The sequence below is a fragment of the Paraburkholderia caledonica genome (genome assembly GCF_000383275.1).
GTDB classification, from domain to species: domain Bacteria; phylum Pseudomonadota; class Gammaproteobacteria; order Burkholderiales; family Burkholderiaceae; genus Paraburkholderia; species Paraburkholderia caledonica.
The window spans coordinates 234,274-251,631 of sequence record NZ_KB911039.1 but is presented as its reverse complement, the minus strand read 5'-3'; the positions used below and the strand labels follow the sequence as shown (position 1 = coordinate 251,631).

Annotated in this window: 16 protein-coding genes; 9 read left to right on the top strand and 7 right to left on the bottom strand. The window is 61.4% G+C overall.

The window, feature by feature from the left end; all coding sequences use genetic code 11:
* Positions 1-45 precede the first annotated feature (45 nt).
* Positions 46-1,980: a putative bifunctional diguanylate cyclase/phosphodiesterase gene (locus H281_RS0119255; protein ID WP_020068790.1), complete on the bottom strand. Its 1,935-nt coding sequence runs from the start codon at positions 1,978-1,980 to the stop codon at positions 46-48.
* Positions 1,981-2,333: 353 nt separating this feature from the next.
* Here H281_RS0119255 and H281_RS0119250 point away from each other — a divergent pair, with 353 nt between their 5' ends.
* From H281_RS0119250 to H281_RS0119225, 6 genes are all read left to right on the top strand, one after another.
* A complete protein-coding gene (locus tag H281_RS0119250) occupies positions 2,334-3,428 on the top strand; it encodes an ABC transporter ATP-binding protein (protein WP_020068789.1) in 1,095 nt (364 codons plus the stop codon).
* Positions 3,415-4,539 (top strand): ABC transporter ATP-binding protein, encoded by a 1,125-nt coding sequence (locus H281_RS0119245; protein WP_020068788.1) that lies wholly within the window; start codon positions 3,415-3,417, stop codon positions 4,537-4,539. The genes H281_RS0119250 and H281_RS0119245 overlap by 14 nt, the downstream gene beginning before the upstream one ends.
* Positions 4,536-5,432, top strand: a complete 897-nt coding sequence (locus H281_RS0119240) for a carbohydrate ABC transporter permease (RefSeq protein WP_020068787.1) — start codon at positions 4,536-4,538, stop codon at positions 5,430-5,432. Before H281_RS0119245 ends, H281_RS0119240 begins: the two co-directional genes overlap by 4 nt.
* Complete coding sequence (locus tag H281_RS0119235) at positions 5,422-6,234, top strand: carbohydrate ABC transporter permease (protein WP_020068786.1); 813 nt, start codon at positions 5,422-5,424, stop codon at positions 6,232-6,234. The genes H281_RS0119240 and H281_RS0119235 overlap by 11 nt, the downstream gene beginning before the upstream one ends.
* Positions 6,234-6,515 (top strand): DUF2160 domain-containing protein, encoded by a 282-nt coding sequence (locus H281_RS0119230; protein ID WP_020068785.1) that lies wholly within the window; start codon positions 6,234-6,236, stop codon positions 6,513-6,515. Before H281_RS0119235 ends, H281_RS0119230 begins: the two co-directional genes overlap by 1 nt.
* 102 nt (positions 6,516-6,617) lie before the next feature.
* Entirely contained in the window at positions 6,618-8,357 is a 1,740-nt protein-coding gene (locus H281_RS0119225) for an ABC transporter substrate-binding protein (protein WP_020068784.1), read from the top strand.
* 98 nt (positions 8,358-8,455) lie between these two features.
* Here H281_RS0119225 and H281_RS0119220 read toward each other — a convergent pair whose 3' ends face one another.
* The 3 genes from H281_RS0119220 to H281_RS0119210 form a co-directional block, all read right to left on the bottom strand.
* Positions 8,456-8,965 (bottom strand): DUF1697 domain-containing protein, encoded by a 510-nt coding sequence (locus tag H281_RS0119220; protein ID WP_020068783.1) that lies wholly within the window; start codon positions 8,963-8,965, stop codon positions 8,456-8,458.
* Positions 8,966-8,998: 33 nt separating this feature from the next.
* Complete coding sequence (locus H281_RS0119215) at positions 8,999-9,790, bottom strand: DUF2182 domain-containing protein (RefSeq protein ID WP_241077899.1); 792 nt, start codon at positions 9,788-9,790, stop codon at positions 8,999-9,001.
* A gap of 62 nt (positions 9,791-9,852) precedes the next feature.
* Positions 9,853-10,620 carry a DUF899 domain-containing protein gene (locus H281_RS0119210; RefSeq protein WP_020068781.1) on the bottom strand — a complete coding sequence of 256 codons (768 nt, stop codon included), beginning with the start codon at positions 10,618-10,620 and terminating at the stop codon, positions 9,853-9,855.
* Positions 10,621-10,749: 129 nt separating this feature from the next.
* Here H281_RS0119210 and H281_RS0119205 point away from each other — a divergent pair, with 129 nt between their 5' ends.
* Together H281_RS0119205 and H281_RS0119200 are read left to right on the top strand one after the other, a co-directional pair.
* Positions 10,750-11,970: a hypothetical protein gene (locus H281_RS0119205; protein WP_020068780.1), complete on the top strand. Its 1,221-nt coding sequence runs from the start codon at positions 10,750-10,752 to the stop codon at positions 11,968-11,970.
* Positions 11,971-11,979: 9 nt separating this feature from the next.
* Positions 11,980-12,633 carry a Vgb family protein gene (locus H281_RS0119200; protein ID WP_020068779.1) on the top strand — a complete coding sequence of 218 codons (654 nt, stop codon included), beginning with the start codon at positions 11,980-11,982 and terminating at the stop codon, positions 12,631-12,633.
* A gap of 36 nt (positions 12,634-12,669) precedes the next feature.
* On the opposite strand, the gene H281_RS0119195 is transcribed toward H281_RS0119200, so the two are convergent.
* A complete protein-coding gene (locus tag H281_RS0119195) occupies positions 12,670-13,617 on the bottom strand; it encodes a GlxA family transcriptional regulator (RefSeq protein WP_020068778.1) in 948 nt (315 codons plus the stop codon).
* A gap of 119 nt (positions 13,618-13,736) precedes the next feature.
* Between H281_RS0119195 and H281_RS0119190 the strand changes: the two genes are divergently transcribed.
* Positions 13,737-14,534, top strand: a complete 798-nt coding sequence (locus H281_RS0119190; protein ID WP_020068777.1) for an SDR family NAD(P)-dependent oxidoreductase — start codon at positions 13,737-13,739, stop codon at positions 14,532-14,534.
* A 116-nt stretch (positions 14,535-14,650) separates the two neighbouring features.
* Here the strand turns inward: H281_RS0119190 and H281_RS0119185 are convergent, their stop codons facing one another.
* Positions 14,651-15,553: a DMT family transporter gene (locus H281_RS0119185; RefSeq protein ID WP_020068776.1), complete on the bottom strand. Its 903-nt coding sequence runs from the start codon at positions 15,551-15,553 to the stop codon at positions 14,651-14,653.
* A 161-nt stretch (positions 15,554-15,714) separates the two neighbouring features.
* Entirely contained in the window at positions 15,715-17,085 is a 1,371-nt protein-coding gene (locus H281_RS0119180) for an MFS transporter (protein ID WP_020068775.1), read from the bottom strand.
* Positions 17,086-17,358 lie beyond the last annotated feature (273 nt).

The following is a 17,358-nucleotide window of genomic DNA, read 5'->3' as shown; positions in this document are numbered from 1 at the left end:
ACTGTCGGATAAAGGCGCCGTATTGCGCCGCAGTCATGAAACCGCCTAGGCCGGATTCACCGACTGCGCCGGCAGCTTTTCGTCGATGCGCGCGATCTCGCAGCCTTGCACCGGTCTGCCGAGTAAAAAACCCTGCGCATGTGTGCAGCCGGAACGGCGCACGAAGTCAAGTTGCTCTTCAGTTTCGATGCCTTCCGCCGTGGTCGGCATACCGATCTCGCGTGCCAATGCGACGATCCCACGCACGACCGCAGCAGATTCGCGCCGATGCACCGACTCCTTGACGAACGAACTGTCGATCTTCAGCTTGTCGAATGTGAAACGCACGAGCGTCGACATCGTCGAGAAGCCCGTGCCGAAATCGTCGAGCGCGAGGCCGATACCCAATGCACGCAACCGCGAAATATTGCGCCGGGTCACGACGTCGTCGTTCAGCAGCACCGTCTCCGTGACCTCGATGTTAAGACGCTCGGGCGGAAGACGCGTCTTGCGAAGCACGCCCGCAACGATCGACGCAAACGTCTCTTCACGCAATTGCACCGGCGATACATTGACTGCAACCGGAACCTTGTCGCGCCACATGACGGCTTCCTTGCACGACTGCAATAGCGCCCATTCGCCGAGCGCGAGGATCAGGCCGGTGCGCTCGGCAGTCGGAATGAAAGCCGAGGGCGACAGTTCGCCGCGTGTCGGATGCTTCCAGCGAATCAGCGCCTCGCGGCCCGTCACAAAGCCGCTGGCCACATCGACAATCGGCTGATACTCCATGCGCAGTCCGCTGAACGAACGCAGCGCCCCTTCAAGGTCGCTGCGCAGCAGGCTCAGGTTTTCGTCGGATACATGTTGCTCCGCGTCGAAAATGACGTACGCGCTCTTGCCGCTGCGCTTGACCGCATACAACGCGCGGTCGGCGCAGATCAGCAATTGCGGCCCGGTCGTCGCGTGCTCGGGACACAGCGCGACGCCCACACTCGCGCCAATATGCACGAGCGCCTCGCTCAACGCGAAGGGCCGGGCCAACGTTTTGACGATTCTGTCCGCGAGCACGCGGACATCGCGGGACGGGTCGGGTGCTTCTGAAATGACCACGAATTCATCGCCCGCAAGGCGTCCGACGATGTCGGCGGCAGGCAGCACTTCGCGCAAGCGGACCGCGGCCTCCTGAAGAATCTGGTCGCCGGCGGCATGACCCAGGCTGTCGTTGATTGCCTTGAAGCCGTCCAGGTCGATCAATAGAACGGCGAACAATGGCTCGCGATGCGACGAGCCTACCGCCGTGCGCTCCAGCAGCAGTTCGTTAATGCGCGCCCGATTCGGCAAGCCCGTCAGGCTATCGTGATGCGCAAGCCGCTGACTGTTTTCGCGCGCGAGCAGGAGCGCGACCGTATCGCGATTACTGCGCAGCGCAACGGTCAGGAAACCGGCGGCACAGAACGGCGCCTGAAACAGCAGTACGAGTTTTCCCGAGCCGGGCGACAGCGCAGCGCCGACTCCCAGTAAACCGAGAATAAAGAGGATCTGCAGCATGACCAGCCGCGGCGTGGCCGCATTGCGTCCGGCCAGCCCGCCGACAACGCCGACGGCGCATACATTGCCAAGCAGAAAGAGCGTCGCGTCGCCGCTGATATTGCACAGCAAACTACCGAAGCCAAACAACGCGCTCCACAGAATACTTGCGAACACAAACGCGGAGGTAGGCGTGGGCAAATCCCGCGCACTACAGCGGCGACACAGCCAGATAAGCCAGAGACGCACCATGAGCAGCGCAACAACGGCGCCTGTCCAACTCGCATATAGCAGGTTTGGATACAGATAGTAGGCCGTGGCGCAGACGCTGATTTCGCAGATCGACGCGAACACGATTGACCACGTTCGCGTGAAAAGATTGGCGAGAAGTATTTGCCGGTTCTCGGCGCTCAGGTTTTGAGCCGAAGAGACGATCCACCTGAAAAATGGAGACCTTGGTTCGCTAAAAGCCATGACCTGCGCATTTTTAATGGTTAGTGAATCGAAACGGCAGCGTGGCCGATTATTACGTAAACCTAAGTCGAAAGGTTAAATCGGACAGGGAAGCGGCGTAAATCGCCTTCCCAATTGTTGGGCATCCAGAGCAAACCGAAGGCTGCTGGTCGTGCTTACGAACACCCAAATCGACAAGGTTCTCTATTTCCGCCTTTCGTAAGGTTAACCCCGATTTAAACGCAAACCAACAAAAGGGACATTCTGTTTGCTGCGTGTAATCAGAGTGCAAACCAATTGACGCCTCCGCGAAGCTCCGGCTCCGCGGCTGGCGCAGACACCCAGACATATCTCGCGCCCGAAAGGAGAGCAATTTGGTCCTGGAACTGGAGCAAGTGAGTGTCGTTTCTGGCGGGCAACCGTATCTGTACGGCGTGAATTTGCGTCTCGTGCCAGGCGCCATCAATGTGTTGCTCGGTCCTACCCAGGCCGGCAAGACAACGCTAATGCGCGTCATGGCGGGACTGGACAGGCCAAGCGCGGGCCGCGTGCTCGTAGACGGCCAGGACGTGACAGGCGTGAGTGTGCGCCAGCGCAACCTTGCAATGGTTTATCAGCAGTTCATCAATTACCCGGCGATGACGGTGTTTCAGAACATCGCCTCGCCGCTCCAGCTTCAGAAGACCGACCCCGCGGAAATTCGCCGGCGCGTGCAGGAAGTCGCGGCAAAACTGCATATCGAGCATCTGCTGGAGCGGCGGCCGAGCGAACTGTCAGGCGGCCAGCAGCAGCGGTGCGCGCTGGCGCGCGCGCTCGTGAAGCGCACATCGCTTGTATTGCTCGACGAACCGCTCGTCAATCTCGACTACAAGCTGCGCGAAGAATTGCGCATGGAACTCGCCACGCTTTTCGCGGACGGCAAGACGACCGTGGTGTACGCGACCACCGAACCTCTTGAAGCATTGCTGCTCGGCGGCTATACGGCAATCGTCGATAAAGGCCGCGTGCTGCAATTCGGCCCGACGCTCGACGTCTACAACGCACCGGTCGACGTGGACGCCGCGGCCGTCTTCAACGATCCGCCTATGAACATGCTCACGAGCGAACTGAACGGTAACGGCAGCGCGCGACTGCCGATCGGCATCGACGTGCCGATCCATAGCGGCACCGCTGTGAACGGCACGTGCCGCATCGGCATCCGGCCCGGGCACTTGCGTCTTGCGGCGAAGACATCGCATTCGATCGCCGTTCCATGCCGGCTCGAACTCGCCGAACTGAGCGGCTCGGAAACCTATCTGCATCTGCACACGCTCAATGGCGGCATTGATCTCGTCGCGCAGTTGCAAGGCGTGCATCAGATCGAACTCGGCACGCAACTCGACGTATTCATCGACCCCGACGAACTGTTTGTGTTCGGCGCGGATACGAAGCTCGTGTCCAGTCCGGAGGCCGCCTATGGCGCGCATTGAGTTTCAGAATCTCGCGCACGCGTATCGCCCGAATCCGGCGACGCTCGACGACTACGCGCTGCAACCCATGAGCATGGTCTGGGAAGACGGCGGCGCTTACGCGTTGCTCGGACCATCCGGTTGCGGCAAGACCACGCTGCTGAACATCGTGTCGGGTCTCGTCAAGCCGTCAGAGGGCAAGGTGCTGTTCGACGGACGCGACGTGACCGCGCTGGGCGCACGCGAGCGCAACATCGCGCAGGTGTTCCAGTTCCCGGTGATCTACGACACCATGAGCGTGTTCGACAACCTCGCGTTTCCGCTGCGCAACCGCAAAATACCGGCAGCCGAAGTCCGGAACCGCGTGCACGAAGTGGCCGACATTCTCGACATGACGCGGGATCTGCCGCATAAGGCGAGCAACCTCGCAGCGGACGCGAAGCAAAAGATTTCGCTGGGACGCGGCCTCGTGCGCCAGGACGTCGCAGCGATCCTGTTCGACGAGCCGCTGACCGTGATCGATCCGGCCATGAAATGGATGCTGCGCCGGCAGCTGAAGAAGATCCATCAGCAACTCAAGCTCACGCTCATTTACGTTACGCACGATCAGGTCGAGGCACTCACCTTCGCCGACGAGGTCGTGGTCATGACAAACGGTCGCGTGGTTCAGAAGGGCGGCGCCGATGCGCTTTTTCTACGGCCGGATCACGCGTTCGTCGGCTACTTCATCGGCAGTCCCGGCATGAATCTTTGCCCAATCGAGCTTGACGCGGAAGGCGCGAGGATCGGCGCCCAACGGCTTGCTCTGGACACTGACACACTCGCCACGCTAAGACACGCGCATGAGCATGCAAACGGCTCGCTCACACTCGGCATTCGCCCCGAGTTCGTGCGGCTCGCACAGGAAGGTGAAGCGGGTGCGGTCAAGGCGCAGGTATTGCGCGCGCAACAGCTCGGCAACTATCAACTCGTCACAGCGCAATGCGACGGCCATCTGTTCAACGCCAAACTTGAGCCGCATGTGCGCGTGGTCGACGGACCGGCCTGGCTGCGCCTCGCCGCGCCTGAAACGGTGTTCTTCTGCAACGACGAAAGAATCGACGCACGCATCTCCGAAGGAGCGGCCAGATGAACAAGCCCGTCAATCAGAAAGCGTGGCTGCTGGTCGTGCCCGTGTTTATCTGCGTCGCGTTCTCCGCGATCCTGCCGCTGATGACAGTGGTCAATTATTCGGTGCAGGACATTATCAGCCCGACACAGCATGTGTTCGTCGGCACCGAGTGGTTTCGCAACATCATGACCGATCCCGACCTGCGCGACGCGCTCGGCAGGCAGATCATATTTTCCGCTTGCGTGCTGCTGTTCGAAATTCCGCTCGGTGTGGGCCTCGCGCTTGCGATGCCGGCTTCGGGTTGGCGCGCATCCGCGGCGCTCGTCATACTCGCCATGCCGCTCCTGATTCCATGGAACGTGGTCGGCACGATCTGGCAGATCTTTGGACGCCCGGATATCGGTCTGCTCGGTTATTGGCTCAATAGCCTCGGCTTCGACTACAACTACACGGCGAGCCCCACGGCCGCGTGGCTCACCGTGCTCGTGATGGACATCTGGCACTGGACGCCGCTCGTCGCGTTGCTCTGCTATGCAGGCCTGCGCGCGATTCCCGATGCGTTCTATCAGGCCGCCGAAATCGACGGCGCAAGCCGCTTTGCCGTGTTCCGCTACATCGAATTACCGAAGATGCGCGGCGTGCTGATGATCGCCGTGCTGCTGCGCTTCATGGACAGCTTCATGATCTACACGGAGCCGTTCGTGCTGACAGGCGGCGGTCCTGGCGATTCCACGACGTTTCTCAGCCAGTACCTGACGCAAAAAGCGGTCGGCCAATTCGACCTCGGTCCAGCCGCCGCATTTTCGCTGATCTATTTCCTCATCATTCTGCTGCTGTGCTTCATTCTCTACAACTGGATGAGCCGTGTAGGCAAAGGCGGCCCCGCTGCGGAAGGAGACGAACATGCAGGATAAGCACCGCTGGATGCGCACGTTGGTGCTCGTCGTTTATATGTTGTTCGCGCTGATTCCGCTGTACTGGATGCTGTCGATCTCGTTGCGCACGAACGAAGAGACTATGTCGACGTTCGCGACACTGCCGCAGCATGTGACGTTCGAGAACTACAAGATCATTTTCACCGATCCGTCCTGGTACTGGGGCTACATCAATTCGATCATCTACGTGTTGATGAATACGGTGATGTCGGTGCTCGTCGCGCTGCCTGCCGCTTATGCGTTCTCACGCTACCGCTTTCTCGGCGACAAGCACATGTTCTTCTGGCTGCTCACCAACCGCATGACGCCGCCCGCCGTGTTCCTGCTGCCGTTTTTTCAGCTCTATTCGAGCGTCGGGTTGACCGACACGTACATCGCCGTTGCGCTTGCGCACATGCTGTTCAACGTGCCGCTCGCGGTGTGGATTCTCGAAGGCTTCATGTCGGGCGTATCGCGCGAAATCGACGAAACAGCGTACATCGACGGCTATACGTTCCCCGCTTTCTTCGTGAAGATTTTCCTGCCGCTGATCAAGTCGGGCGTCGGCGTGACGGCTTTCTTCTGCTTCATGTTCAGTTGGGTCGAACTGCTGCTCGCACGCACGCTGACCTCCGTGAACGCGAAGCCGATTGCAGCGGTAATGACACGCACGGTGTCCGCGGCCGGCATGGACTGGGGCGTGTTGTCCGCGGCGGGCGTGCTGACCATCGTTCCTGGTGCGCTAGTGATCTACTTCGTGCGCAACTACATCGCGAAGGGCTTTGCGATGGGGAGAGTCTGATGTTCACGTGGATGTACTGGACGCCCGAAGTGGCGCTCTTCTTCGGCTGCATTGTCGTAATGCTGGCCGGCATGACGATGTGGGAACTGCGCTCGCCGACGACCGAACGCAAGGGCTTCCTGCCCATCTCGACCACGCGTGGCGACCGTCTGTTCATCGGTCTTCTCGCGGCGGCGTATGTGAACCTCGCATGGATCGGCATCAGCGCCGAAGGCTCGAATTCGTGGCCGGGATTCGTGGCTTCGGTGCTCGTTCTGCTCGCGATCCTGTGGAAAGGCTAGCAAGTCGACACATGCAATGAAGGCTGGCAACTCCCGGTTCCGCTGATGCCCCGAGCGGGCTCCGGCCAGATTCAAGGGGCACGAAAGACACAGGAGAAGACCATGCAACAGAGGAGACGGATCGTCGCGCTCGCAGTGGCAGGCATCGTGTCAGGTGCCCTTGCGAACCAGGCGCAAGCGGGCATGCCCGAAGCGCAAAAATGGGTCGATAGCGAATTTCAGCCAAGCACGCTTTCGAAACAGCAGCAGATGGACGAAATGAAATGGTTCGTCGACACGTCTGCCAAACTGAAGTCGCAAGGCGTCAAGGAGATACACGTGGTGTCGGAAACTATCGACACGCACATCTATGAATCGAAAACACTCGCCAAAGCGTTCACCGAAATTACCGGTATTCAGGTAAAGCACGACATCATTCAGGAAGGCGATGTCGTCGAAAAATTGCAGACGTCGATGCAATCCGGGCAAAGCATTTACGACGGCTGGATTTCCGACTCCGACCTGATCGGCACGCACTATCGCTACGGCGTGATCGTGCCTCTGTCCGACTACATGACGGGCGAAGGCAAGGACTATACGAACCCTGGCCTCGACATCAAAGACTTCATTGGCACGAGTTTCACGACCGCGCCGGACAAGAAGCTCTATCAACTGCCCGACCAGCAGTTCGCCAACCTTTACTGGTTCCGCGCCGACTGGTTTGCGCGCAAGGACTTGCAGGACAAGTTCAAGGCGAAGTACGGCTACGAGTTGGGCGTGCCGGTGAACTGGTCCGCGTATGAAGACATTGCCGAGTTCTTTACCAACGACGTGAAGAACATCGACGGTGACAAAGTCTACGGTCATATGGACTACGGCAAGAAAGACCCGTCGCTCGGCTGGCGCTTCACGGACGCGTGGCTTTCCATGGCGGGCGAAGCCGACAAGGGCATCCCGAACGGCATGCCGGTCGACGAATGGGGCATACGCGTGACGCCGGACGGCTGTCATCCGGTGGGCGCGTCGGTGTCGCGCGGCGGCGGCACCAACAGTCCTGCGGCGGTCTATGCGACGACCAAGTACATCGACTGGCTCAAGAAATACGCGCCGCCCGAGGCCTCGGGCATGACCTTCAGCGAGGCGGGCCCGGTGCCTGCACAAGGCAAGATCGCGCAACAGGTCTTCTGGTACACGGCGTTTACCGCGTCGATGCTCAAGCCCGGCAATGTCACGAATCCTGACGGCACGCCGAAGTGGCGCATGGCGCCGTCGCCGCACGGCGCATACTGGAAAGACGGCATGCAGAATGGCTACCAGGACGTCGGTTCGTGGACCTTCTTCAAGTCGACGCCGCCCAATCAGCGCGCCGCAGCCTGGCTCTATGCGCAGTTCGTGACGGCAAAGAGCGTGTCGCTGAAGAAGTCGATTGTCGGCCTCACGTTCATTCGCGACTCCGACATTCATAGCGACTACTTCACGAAGAACGCGGACAAGTACGGCGGTCTGATCGAGTTCTATCGCAGCCCGGCACGCGTCGCGTGGACGCCGACCGGCAACAACGTGCCTGACTATCCGAAGATGGCACAGCTCTGGTGGAAGAACGTCGGCACGGCAGTCGCCGGTGAAAAGTCGCCGCAGGCCGCAATGGATAACCTCGCGAAGGAAATGGACCAGGTGTTGTCCCGTTTGCAACGCGCCGGCATGAAAGTGTGTGCGCCGGAGCTGAATGCGCAAAGCGATCCGTCGAAGTGGTTGTCCGATCAACACGCGCCGTGGAAGAAGCTCGCCAACGAGAAGCCGAAGGGCGAGACGGTCAAGTACGAGCAGTTGCTGTCGGCGTGGAAGGCGGGCAAGGTGCGCTAGGCGGCTGATCTGAAAATTGGCGGTTAATAGACGGGCGGCACCATGCGTGCCGCCCTTTTTCATGCCGCCGATGCCGCCGATGCCACAACCCGCATGCGCTATTCGTTCGCCATGTCTACCAGCTTCGCAACCGTGTTCATGTTGCGTGCGGTTCCCGTTCTGGCGGCCGGGATTTTCAGCTTCGTGTCTGCCATTCCGTTGTTGTAATGCACGTAGATTTCGCGCGTGCCGAGCGCCATTTCTTCTTCGCGCTGGCCGCTCGCGTGAGTCAGCGCGTCGGCGGGCGGCGGTGTGTCGAGGAAAATCGCGACCGTCCGGTTCGGCGCGGCGGACTTGAACGGATTAGCGGTCAGCACCTGCGCAAGTTCCTCACGCGTTCGCACCGCAACACCCACCGGCTTGCCCGCGTACTCTTCAAGGCAACGCTCGAGCCGGCTTTTCACCGATGCCTCGGCAAGCTTGCTGTCGAACACGACGTTGCCGCTCGCAATGTACGTGCGCACGTTGGTGAAGCCAACGGCCTCGCACATGGTTCGCAATTCAGCCATTGGAAGCTTGCCGGTGCCGCCGACATTCACAGCGCGCAGAAAAGCAACGTATCGGGTCATCGAGTGAGTTCTTCTGATGTCGAATACAAGTCTTTACACGAGCGAGGCGGCTCGCACGATCATAAACAAGCCGGCGCCGATCACCACAAATCCAATGCCCCGCGCGATGAACTCGCCGTGTGGCGCCACGCGTTCGAGCGTAATAGCCGCCGTGACCGCCGCCATTGCACGCAGATCCATCACGCCGGCCACGGCAAGCACCGCAGTCAAGCTTGCACAGCACGCACAGCAATGGAGGCCTAGCCGCACACCATATCTTATCGCGGCGACCGCGCGCGTAGGCAGTGCATGAAGGCCGGATTGAGCCGCGTGACGGCAACAGCGAAGATAACGCGCCTTCAGCGCCGTGAGTTGCAACGCGCCCGCGCTGAGCACGATTACGCCGGCCGCGACGGGAACAACGCGAGAAACCGCGGGCATGCGCATCTCAAGCGCCGCTAACGTCGCGCCGAACACAAACAGCGCTGTACCCAACGCGGCCCACACAGCGAAATAGCCCACGCCGGCAAGCAACGTCATAAGTGCTGCGCGCGCGTGCCCTGCTCTGCGAAGCGCCTCGTCGTAACGCCACAAAACAGGTGCGAGGGACGGCAGCATCATCGCGATCATCATGACGACCCACATCCCGACGAACCTTGCCGCCACGCCCGGCCACGTGCGGCCGCACATGGGCATCCACGTCATCGACATGGCCCAGCCGCCGGGCATGGGCATGTCGCCCATGGTCGACATGGACCCGCAAGCAACGACAGTTGCCGCCGCGCAGACTGCGAACAGCAACGCACAGACACCGTAAAAGAATGCGCGCGAGCGAAGAGCGCGCATGTCGAGGTATTGCGTCGCGAAGTCACCACATCGGCTTGCGTGCACGGGCTTCATCATGCACCTCAGCCCTTTGCGTACTCGTCGTGACGGCGCCACCAGATGCCCGTCTCGTTGCGGCCTTTCGGCGCGCGGTCGAGCCATTGGTACATGCCCCACAGGCCGTCCAGTCCACGCGCGTAGGTGGAATACGTGTGGTACACCGCGCCGTCTTCCCGCACGAAGGCGCTCAGTCCTGGCCGGTCGCGCGCGTAAGTGGATGCGTCGGTACCGCAAGTCGCCGCGAATTGCGCGACGGGCTCCGGCGCCGGTACCGCGTCCATTGCATGACGGCCGCGCTGATAGTTGTATTCGACGGTGCCCTCGCGCTGCTGCTCCTCGGTAAAGGAGATGTTGAAGTCGAAGTTGAAGTCACTGCCCGCCGACGAAGCCCACGGAAACGTCCACCCCATGCGCCGCTTGTACTCCTGCAGCTTCGCGAGCGGCGCACGGGATATGGCCGTCAGCGCCACGTCGTGATTGGCCAGATGAATCGCGATACCGTCGAAACCATCCGCGATCGACGAGCATGACGGGCATCCCGCCTTGTAGTCCGGCCCGAACATGAAGTGATAGACGAGAAGCTGCGAGCGTCCGCCAAACAGGTCGGCAAGCGATGCGACGCCCTGCTCGGTCTCGAACCGGTATGTCTTGTCGATGCGGACCCAAGGCAATTCCTGGCGTCGGCGCGCCAGTTCGTCGCTGCGCCGCGTGAGCTCTTTTTCAGCGTTGAGCAGATCGATGCGCGCTGCCAGCCACTGCTCGCGTGTTCCGGTCGTATGTGTCGTCGTCATGATTCTCTCCGTTCGGTTTTCCTCGTCGCTCGATCGCTTTCGATGCGACGTACTGGTTGGCGGTCGTGCTAGATTAGTGTCGGGAATCCGGACGGTGGGAGTGACAAGTGTGGCGCGATTTCAATCAGCATGGACCCGCTAATCAAGGCCGCCGCTCAGGCGCTCGCAGCGGGTGATCCGCTCGGCGCATTGAAGCGCGTTGCGTTACGCGGCGACGCGCCGGCGCTCGCGCTTCGCGGCATCGCGATGGCGCAACTGGGCGACTTCATCCGCGCCAAGGCGCTCGTGCGAAGCGCGGCGCGCGCGTTCGGTTCGAATCAAGCCGTGGCCCGCGCGAGATGTGTCGTGGCGGAGGCAGAGATCGCGCTGGCGTCGCGTGATCTTGCTTGGCCGGCGAAAGCGCTGGGCGCTGCGCGCGCGACGCTCGAAGCACACGGCGACCGAGCCAATGCCGCGCATGCGGGCTATCTGGAAGTTCGCAGGCTTGTTCTGATCGGACATATCGACGAGGCCGAGCGCATGCTCGGCACATTCGATTCCGCGCCTTTGCCGCCCATGCTCCGAGCGGCACACCAGCTCATGGTGGCGAGCATCGCGCTACGGCGTTTGCAGGCCAACAAGGCTCGCGCCGCGTTCGCACAAGCGAGGCATGCGGCACGAGCTGCCAAGATTCCCGCGCTGATCGCCGAGGTCGAAAGCGCATCGAATACGTTGAACGTGCCGGCCGCGCGCCTGATCGAAAGAGGCGAACAGCGGCTGTTGCTGCTCGATGAAGTCGAAGCACTGTTAATGTCGAACGCGTTCGTGGTCGACGCCTGTCGCAATGTCGTGCAGAAATCCGGTACGGCTGTCTCGCTGGCACGGCGTCCGGTACTGTTCAATCTCGCGTACCAGCTTGCCGAAGCATGGCCCGCCGATGTATCGCGCGACACGCTGATCGCACGCGCATTCAGAACGAAAGATGCCGATGACTCGCACCGCGCGCGTCTGCGGGTGGAGATCGGCCGGCTTCGCACAGTGCTTGGCACGCTGGCCGATATAAGCGCGACGCCGCGTGGCTTTGCATTGGCGCCGCGCGACGGGCAAGAGGTTCGGGTACTCGCGCGGCCCGTCGACGAGACTCATGCGGCCATGCTCGCGCTGCTCGCGGATGGCGAGTCGTGGTCGAGTTCTGCGCTCGCGCTCGCACTCGGCGCAAGCCAGCGCACCGTGCAGCGCACACTCGATTCGCTCGCCGCCGTTGGCAAGGCGCAGTCGTTCGGCCGAGGCCGGGCGCGCCGCTGGATGGCCCCGCCAGCGTCTGGATTCGCGACAACGTTGTTACTCCCCTCGCCCGTCACGCTCAATTAGGATGGCAGCATGAATCGATCGAACGCCACTATCATCCGCGAATATGGTCCGTTCCCGGACGTGCAGCAAGTGGCTGGCGTCACCTACGACGGCCAGCAGGTCTGGATTGCAACGGGCAAGACGTTGAACGCATTCGATCCTGCGAGCGGGGAGACTCTGCGCGCAATCGAAATCGCCGCCGATGCGGGCACAGCCTTCGACGGCCAGCATCTGTTCCAGATTGCCGCGGGCCGCATCCACAAGATCGACCCGGCAACCGGCCGCGTGCTTTCGAGCATCCCTGCGCCGGGAGGCAATGGCGCGTCGGGACTCGCGTGGGCCGAGGGATCGTTGTGGGTCGGCGAGTATCGCGAGCGCAAGATCCATCAGGTCGATCCCGAGACCGGCGTCGTGCTTTCGAGCATCGAGTCGAACCGTTTTGTGACGGGCGTCACGTGGGTAGACGGCGAGCTTTGGCACGGCACCTGGGAAGACGATGCAAGCGAGTTGAGGCACGTCGACCCACGTACCGGCGAGGTACTGGAAAGCCTTGAGATGCCCGAGGGCGTGGGCGTGTCAGGTCTCGAATCCGATGGCAGCGGGCAGTTCTTTTGCGGCGGCGGAAACAGCGGGAAGGTGCGCGCAGTGCGCCGTCCGCAACGCGAGACGGGCGACGTCAGCTGATTCGCTCTGCTTTTGCGCCGCGAACCACGGTCTTTTTCACGCAGCACTACGCACTTCGCGACGCACCGCCTGCGGCGGCACGCCAAATCCGCGTATGAACGCCTCGCGCAAATGGCGGCGGTCGCGAAAGCCTGTCTCTTTCGCAATGACGTCGAGCGGATGCCGGCTTTGCTCGATCATCAGGCGCGCTGCTTCGAGGCGAAGGCTTTCAATCGCCCGCGCAGGCGATTGCCCCGTTTCTAGCGTGAACACACGGCTGAACTGCCGCGGACTGAGGTTCGCTTTATCGGCCAGCTCATCGACGGTAAGTGGCCGGCTCAAGTTCTCACGCGCGTAGTTCAACGCGCTTTGAATGCGGTCCGACTTGGGCGCGAGGTTGAGCATTTCCGAATGCTGCGATTGGCCACCCGAGCGCCGCTGATGCATGACGAGCTTGTGCGCAACGGAGCGCGCCACTTCGGCGCCAAGATCTTTTTCGACCATCGCAAGCGCGAGATCGAGCCCGGCGGTCATGCCGGCCGACGTCCAGATCGGACCGTCGACGATATAAATGCGGTCGTCTTCCACGCGAACGTCGGGAAAGCGCTTCTGCATCTCACGCGCGTAAGCCCAGTGTGTCGTGGCGCGACGCTGCGATAACAGCCCCGCCTCAGCCACCACGAAGCCGCCTGTGCAAATACCGCCGATGCGCCGCGCGCGCGGACCGGTCTTGCGCAGGAACGCGAGCACGTCTTGGGGCGCCGGCGATGCCAGCGGATCGTTAACGCCTGCAACGATCCACGTATCCGTTTGACGGCGCGATTTGAGCGGACTCGTGCTCATGGTCATACCTAGCGACGAACGCACCTCGCCGCCCGCAGGCGAAAAATTCTCCACCTGATAGAACGGCTCGCCCACTACGAGGTTCGCGTATTCGAAAACAGCTTGCGTGGCGATCGCCATGACCTGAAAGCCGTCGCTCAGCAAATATCCCACGCGGTGCATGTCCGTTCTCCGTCCAAGTGGATGTCCTGAAACCTAACCATATATGTCATTTGCGTCGCCGTCAAAACGGGACAGAATTCGTTCACACCATCAACGGTTGATTGCAAAGGAGTGACATCATGACTGAAGCACACAAGGGCACTGCACTGATTACGGGCGCGTCGTCGGGCATCGGTGCAATCTACGCGGACCGCCTCGCGCGGCGCGGCTACGATCTCGTCCTGGTCGCCCGGAATCGCGAGCGCCTCGCCGCGCTGTCCAGTCGCATCACGACCGAAACGCGCCGTAGCGTCGAGATACTGGACGCCGATCTGGGCTACAAAGCGGGGCTCGCAGCGGTCGAATCGAAACTGAAACAGGACGCGAGCATTACGCTTCTGGTCAATAACGCCGGTGTCGGCACGCATACGCCGCTCGTCGACAGCGACGTCGATGCAATGCAGCGCATGATCGACCTGAATGTCAGCGCGCTGACGCGGCTCACGTATGCGGCCGTGCCCGGCTTCGTCGCGCGCGGCAAGGGGGCGTTGATCAACATTGCGTCCATCGTGGCTATTGCGCCGGAGGTTCTCAACGGCGTGTATGGCGGCAGCAAGGCGTTCGTGCTGGCCTTCAGCCAGTCGCTGAAACACGAACTGGCCGACAAGGGGATTCAGGTGCAAGCGGTTCTGCCGGGCGCAACCGCCACCGAGTTCTGGCAAACGGGCGGCCTGCCGCTGGAAAACCTCGACAAGGCAATCGTGATGTCCGCCGACGACATGGTCGACGCAGCACTGGTCGGCTTCGATCGCGGCGAGCTGATCACCATTCCGTCACTGCATGCGGTTGAAAAGTGGGAAGACTACGAGGCTGCGCGCCGCGCGATGTTCTCGCTGTTGTCGACCAATGCGCCGGCGCCGCGCTACAAGGTAGCTTGACCCGCGACAGTGGAAAGTAGCGGCGGATCGCGGCGAATTCGTGCAAATTGCATCGGCATGCGCGATTCGCCGGATGGCCGCAAGTTGCATTGATTCGGCGCCCGGAGGCCATCGCATCAGGCGAGAGGTCCTTCGGGCGCTTTGCGGCGCACCGCGACCGCGATGGCGCTGCCCACGATCATCAATATGCCGGCCACCGACAGAAGCTCCAGCGTTTCCCCCCACAGCACATAGCCGAAAAGCGCCGCCCAGACGATGCTCGTGTAGTTATACGGAGCCAGCGCGCCTGCATCCGCGCGGCGAAAGGCTACCGTCATCAGCATTTGGCCCGCGGTCGCGAAGACGCCGAGTGCGGCCATCACGAGGAGTGCGTCCGCCGAAGGCGTGCGCCACTTGAAGAACAACGTGCAACCCATGACCACGGTGCCCATTGCCGTGAAGAAGAGAACGGTGGTCGCGGAGTCGTCGGTCGGGCGAATGCGTTTGATCTGGACGATGGAGAGCGCACCGCAAAACGCGCTTGCCAGCAGGATCACGGGCCCTAGCCAGGACGTCTGCGCGCCGCCGGGCCGTACCACGAGCAGTACGCCGAGAAAACCCACAATCGCGGCTGCGGCGCCGCGTGGCGTCAAGCGCTCGTTGAGCATCAGCGGGGCCAGCACGATGACGATCAGCGTCTCCGAATAGGCAAGCGCGACTGCTTCGCTGAGCGGCACATAAGGCAGGCCGGCAAAGAACAGAGCCGAGGCGCCGAGGAGTGCGATCGCGCGCGTGGTCTGCCCTTTAACGTCGATATTCCGCAAGCGGTCGGACAGCGGCCGGCCTCCTCCGCAACACAGCAAAATGGCGGGAAACAGGCCGAAAAGCATGCGGAAAAACGTGACCTCGTTGGCCGGATATTGCAGCGCAACCGACTTGGCCAGCGCATCGACCACTGCAAAGCAGAACATCGAGGCAAGGATGGTGCCGACGCTGCCAAGCGAGAGTGAACTACCGTGGGTGGACGCGGAAGTCGGCATGTGAGAACGCAATCCGTATGGGGATTTGCATGATCTCACAGACGCACGGGCTGGCGCTTCACACTACGTGGTGTCGGAAACCGGCAGCGCAGCGACGGCTTCACCGGCGGCAAAGCGCGAGTTACATGATGCGGCGGGCTTTACCGCGCCGCACCTGACAGTCAGGCGTGACGATGACCGTGCCCCCGGTCGCCCATTGAGCGCGGCTCGTCGTATTCCTGCGAAATGTCCTTGTTCGTGTAGTCGCCGAGTCGCGAAGCGGCGAACAGGCTGAGCACTCCGCAAACGAACACGTAAACCGCGATTGCGTAGCCGGAATGATAGTAAGCGAATAGTGCGGTCGCGATCAGCGGCGCAGGACCGCCCGCGATCACCGAGGCCAGCTGATAACCGAGCGACGCCCCGCTGTACCGCAGCCGCCCCGTGAACGACTCTGCGATCAGTGCGGCCTGAGGGCCGTACATCATCGAATGCGGGACTAGCGAGAGTACGATCGCCAGGAAAATCAACGTCGGATTGCGGGTGTCGACCATGGCGAAATAGACGAACCCGAACAAGCCCGCTGCGGCGGCGCCGATCATATACATGCGGCGACGTCCGATAAGATCGGAAATATGGCCGAACAGCGGAATGGTGCCGAATTCCAGCACCGAAGCCGCCAGCACCGCTGTCAACAACAGATCGCGCGACGCCCCGAGTGTCGTCACGCCATACGTGAAGACAAAGGCCGTGAAAATGTAGAACGGCGCTTGCTCCGCCATGCGTGCCACGGCCGAAAGAAGAATGTCTTTCGGCTGGCGGCGCAGGACTTCGAGCATCGGTGTCTTTTCGATCTTGCGCTCAGCGAGAAGCTTCGCGAAGATCGGCGTCTCCAGGATGTTCAGCCGGATATAAAGCCCGATACCAACCAGCAGGATGCTCAGAAAGAAAGGCACACGCCAGCCCCAGCTGACGAAGGCGTCGCCGGAAATCGCGCTCATTGCCAGCACGGCGAGATTAGCGAGGAACAACCCCGCGGGTACGCCAAACTGCGGCCACGATGCGACGAAGCCACGATGCGCGTTGGTGCGGGCCCATTCCATCGACATCAACACCGAGCCGCCCCACTCTCCGCCCACGCCGACGCCTTGAATGAACCGCAGCACGGTAAGCAGCACGGCGCCCCAGATGCCGATCGACGCGTACGTCGGAACAAATGCCACGGCGAATGTGGCGAGTCCCATCAGCAGGAGCGTGACGATCAAGGTAGCCTTGCGCCCTATTCGATCGCCATAGTGTCCAAAAATGGCAGCACCGACCGGCCTCGCGATGAAGCCGACTGCGTAGATCAAGAAAGCTTGAAGTGTGCCGACCAATGGGTCCGATTGCGGGAAGTACAGCTTCGCGAAAACGAGACCCGTAACCGTACTGTAGAGAAAGAAGTCATACCATTCGATCGTAGTACCGATCGTACTGGCGACGACGGCGCGACGGAGCTGCCGCCGCGCGTCCTCTTCGGAGAGGGGCGCAGCCCCCAGTTGAGTGGCAGTCATTTGGCATCCCCTGATAAAAGGGCGACATCTGATATTGACCGCGGGGACGCGCAGAGGTTCCGGTTATGCCTCTGCTTGATCAGATATGCTTACTAACGGCGTGGCATTGCTAGTGCTCAGGGGCTTTGGGCGATCGCGAAAGCGCTTGAGACCTGATCGGCGCACCGCGCGCTATCGTTTATCGTGTGAAGATTCGGCGCGTCCTCTCCGTCACGGGCCCGTTCTACACAAAAACGGCCGCGAGTCTCGTGAACTCGCGGCGGTTTTCTGCCA